At 72.0% G+C, this 3,857-nt stretch carries 3 protein-coding genes and 1 pseudogene; all 4 read left to right on the top strand.

Going from position 1 to position 3,857, the window contains the following annotated elements:
- A pseudogene (locus ABT300_RS42225) lies at window positions 1-144 on the top strand (flavodoxin-dependent (E)-4-hydroxy-3-methylbut-2-enyl-diphosphate synthase); the annotation flags it as partial.
- A 402-nt stretch (window positions 145-546) separates the two neighbouring features.
- On the top strand, window positions 547-1,395 hold the full coding sequence (locus ABT300_RS42220; protein ID WP_351687963.1) for a GNAT family N-acetyltransferase: 849 nt from the start codon (window positions 547-549) through the stop codon (window positions 1,393-1,395).
- A gap of 21 nt (window positions 1,396-1,416) precedes the next feature.
- Window positions 1,417-1,950: a GNAT family N-acetyltransferase gene (locus tag ABT300_RS42215; protein WP_351687960.1), complete on the top strand. Its 534-nt coding sequence runs from the start codon at window positions 1,417-1,419 to the stop codon at window positions 1,948-1,950.
- Window positions 1,951-2,081: 131 nt separating this feature from the next.
- A complete protein-coding gene (locus ABT300_RS42210) occupies window positions 2,082-3,785 on the top strand; it encodes a proline--tRNA ligase (protein WP_351687957.1) in 1,704 nt (567 codons plus the stop codon).
- The last annotated feature ends 72 nt before the right edge of the window (window positions 3,786-3,857 follow it).

The following is a 3,857-nucleotide window of genomic DNA, read 5'->3' as shown; positions in this document are numbered from 1 at the left end:
ATCTTCGTGAAGGGCGAGGTGATCAAGACCGTCCCCGAGTCGAAGATCGTCGAGACCCTCATCGAGGAGGCCATGAAGCTGGCCGAGCAGATGGAAGCCGCAGGCATCGCCTCCGGCGAACCGTCGGTATCAGTAGCAGGCTGACCCCGCCCCCACCGACACCCTCAGCCCGCCGGTCCCGGGATGACGCCGGCCGGCATTTTCAGCCCGCCGGTCCCGGGATGACGCCGGCCGGCATTTTCAGCCCGCCGGTCCCGGGATGACGCCGGCCGGTGTTTCTCAGCCCGTCGGTTCTGGGATGACGCCGGCCGGCATTTCAGCCCGTCGGTCCTTGGGCGACGCCGGCCGGTGATTCTCAGCCCGTCCGGCGTTTGAGGACGAGGCCCGTCCAGGGCCGATCGGGGGTCCGGGGGCGCAGCCCCGGGGCACGGCACGACAACCCCACGCTCACGGCGAACGAACGCCCACTGAACGCAGGGCGGCACGCCAAAGCTTCCGCAGGTACAGTGCGGGGACCAGCCAGACCCGAGTGTGAGGCCCCCGCGCGTGTTGACCCAGACGACCTCCCGGGTCCTCGAACCGAGCGACCTGGACGCCGCGCTCGCCGTCCTCGACCGCGAGCCGGTCGCCAACGCCTTCGTGACGTCCCGCGTCCAGATCGCGGGCCTCGACCCGTGGCGGCTCGGCGGCGAGATGTGGGGCTGGTACGAGGACGGCATGCTGACGTCCCTGTGCTACGCGGGCGCCAACCTCGTCCCGATCTGCGCCACCCCCCGCGCCGTGCGCGCCTTCGCCGACCGCGCCCGGCGCGCGGGCCGCCGCTGCTCCTCGATCGTCGGCCCCACCGAGTCGACGACCGGCCTGTGGCGCCTCCTCGAACCCCACTGGGGCCCGGCCCGCGAGGTCCGCGCCCGGCAGCCCCTCATGGTCACCGACCGCATGCCCGCCGACATCGCCCCGGACCCCCACGTCCGCCGCGTCCGCAAGGACGAGATGGAAACGATCATCCCGGCGTGCGTGGCGATGTTCACCGAGGAGGTCGGCGTCTCGCCGACGGCCGGCGACGGCGGTCTGCTCTACCAGGCCAGGGTCGCCGAACTCGTCGCCGCCGGCCGCTCGTTCGCCCGACTCGACGCCCGGGGCAACGTCGTCTTCAAGGCCGAGATCGGCGCGGCGACCTCCCAGGCCTGCCAGATCCAGGGCGTGTGGGTGGCCCCCGAGTACCGCGGCCGGGGACTGGCCGCCCCCGGCATGGCCGCGATCCTGCGCTACGCCCTGGCGGACGTCGCCCCGGTGGCGAGCCTCTACGTCAACGACTTCAACACGGCGGCGCGGCGCACCTACACGAGGGTGGGCTTCCAGGAGGTCGGAGCCTTCACGAGCGTGCTCTTCTGACGCCCCTGTAGGCTCCCCGCCATGGACCTCGCCATCGGCCCCCTGGACCTTTCCGCCCACGTGGACGAGGCCCTGGCCGTCCAGGCCGTCGCCTTCGGGCTGGGTCCGGACGAAGTGGCCGTCAGGCGGCAGATCGTCCTGCGTCACATGACGAGCCCGGGCGCGCGGGCCTTCGGCGCGACCACCCCCGAAGGCCGACTGACCGGGTTCGTCTACGGCATGCCGAACGACCGCACCCACTGGTGGTCCACCGTCGTCCAGCCCTACCTGCGGGCCCAGAACAACGAGTACTGGCTGGACGACTCCTTCGTGATCACGGAGCTCCACGTCCACCCCGCCCACCAGAACCGAGGCGTGGGCCGGGCCCTGATCACCATGATCACCGACACCGCGACCGAGCCCCGCTCGATCCTCTCCGCGATCGACACGGAGAGCCCGGCCCGCGCCCTCTACCGCTCCCTCGGGTACCACGATCTGGCCCGCCGCGTCCTGTTCCCGAGCGCCCCCCGCCCGTACGCGGTGATGGGCGCCCCGCTGCCCCTCCTGCGCCGCTGAAACGGATCCTGCGCCGCTGAAACGGATTTCCGGGCACGCCGCGCTCCCGGCTAACCTCCTAGCCACCACCTTCCCCCGCCCCCGGTCCCGTCCGGGGACGGCGGGCCCCCATCGGCAGGAGTACGAGAACCATGGCCAACGCACCGGTCCAGCGCATGTCCCAGTTGATGGCGAAGACGCTGCGCGACGACCCGGCGGACGCCGAAGTCCTCAGCCACAAGCTCCTCGTCCGGGCGGGCTACGTCCGCCGCACCGCCGCCGGCATCTGGTCCTGGCTGCCGCTCGGCAAGAAGGTCCTCGCGAACGTGGAGCGCATCGTCCGCGAGGAGATGGACGCCATCGGCGCCCAGGAGGTGAGCCTTCCCGCGCTGCTGCCCCGCGAGCCCTACGAGGCGACCGGCCGCTGGGACGAGTACGGTCCCGAGCTGTTCCGTCTTCAGGACCGCAAGGGCGGCGACTACCTCCTCGGCCCGACCCACGAGGAGATCTTCACGCTGATCGTGAAGGACCAGGCGTCCTCCTACAAGGACCTGCCGGTCATCCTCTACCAGATCCAGACGAAGTTCCGTGACGAGGCCCGCCCCCGCGCCGGCATCCTGCGCGGCCGCGAGTTCCTCATGAAGGACTCGTACTCCTTCGACACCGAGGACGAGGGCCTGGCCCGGTCGTACGCCCTGCACCGCCAGGCCTACCAGAAGGTGTTCGAGCGCCTCGGCCTCGACTACCGCATCTGCGCCGCCACCGCGGGCGCCATGGGCGGCTCGAAGTCGGAGGAGTTCCTGGCCCCGGCCGGCGCCGGCGAGGACACCTTCGCCGACTGCCCGAACTGCGACTTCGCGGCCAACACCGAGGCGATCGCCTACGAGCTGAAGCCGGTGGACGCCGACGGCGTGCCCGCGCTCGAGGAGATCCCCACCCCGGACACCCCCACCATCGAGACCCTCGCCGCCCACCTCGGCGTGCCGGCCTCCGCGACCCTGAAGAACCTCCTGGTGAAGGTGGGCGGCGAGATCGTCGCCGTCGGCGTGCCCGGCGACCGCGAGGTCGACCTCGGCAAGGTCGAGGCGCACTTCGCCCCGGCCGCCGTCGAACTCGTCACCGCCGAGGACTTCGTGGGCCGCCCCGACCTGGTCCGCGGTTACGTCGGTCCCCAGGGCCTGGGCGAGAAGGTCACCTACATCGCCGACCCGCGGGTGGCCCCCGGCACCTCCTGGATCACCGGCGCCAACAAGGAGCACACGCACGCGAAGAACGTCGTCGCGGGCCGCGACTTCGAGGTCGGCGAGTACGTCGACGTCGTCGTCGTCCAGGAGGGCGACCCCTGCCCGAAGTGCGGCGCGGGCCTCCACCTGGACCGCGCCATCGAGATCGGCCACATCTTCCAGCTGGGCCGCAAGTACGCCGACGCCCTCAAGCTCGACGTCCTCGGCCAGAACGGCAAGCCGGTCCGGGTGACCATGGGCTCGTACGGCATCGGCGTGTCCCGCGCGGTCGCCGCCCTCGCCGAGCAGACCGCCGACGAGAAGGGCCTGTGCTGGCCCGCCGAGGTCGCCCCGGCCGACGTGCACGTCGTCGCCGCGGGCAAGGCCCTGCAGACCGAGCTGGCGCTCGAGGTGTCGGAGAAGCTGCGCGCGGCCGGTCTGCGCGTCCTCGTCGACGACCGGGCCGGCGTCTCCCCGGGCGTGAAGTTCACCGACTCCGAGCTGATGGGCGTGCCGCAGATCCTGGTGGCGGGCCGCCGCTCCGCCGAGGGCGTCCTGGAGCTGAAGGACCGCAGGACCGGCGAGCGCGAGGAGCTCACGGTGGACGAGGCGATCGCCCGCCTCACCGCGTGACCTGGTCCGATCCGGGGTCCGCGTGAGGTGAACGGGATTCCCGCAGGCCGTTCCCCGACCGTGGCGTGACAG

Source organism: Streptomyces sp. NPDC001027 (assembly GCF_040299045.1).
Taxonomy (GTDB): domain Bacteria; phylum Actinomycetota; class Actinomycetes; order Streptomycetales; family Streptomycetaceae; genus Streptomyces.
The sequence above is the reverse complement of the archived record's forward strand: the minus strand, read 5'-3'. Positions and strand labels throughout refer to the sequence as shown.

Excerpts from the sequence above, each read along its gene's own strand:
- ABT300_RS42215 (WP_351687960.1), top strand. The coding sequence starts at position 1,417 with ATGGACCTCGCCATCGGCCCCCTGGACCTTTCCGCCCACGTGGACGAG.
- ABT300_RS42210 (WP_351687957.1), top strand. The coding sequence starts at position 2,082 with ATGGCCAACGCACCGGTCCAGCGCATGTCCCAGTTGATGGCGAAGACG.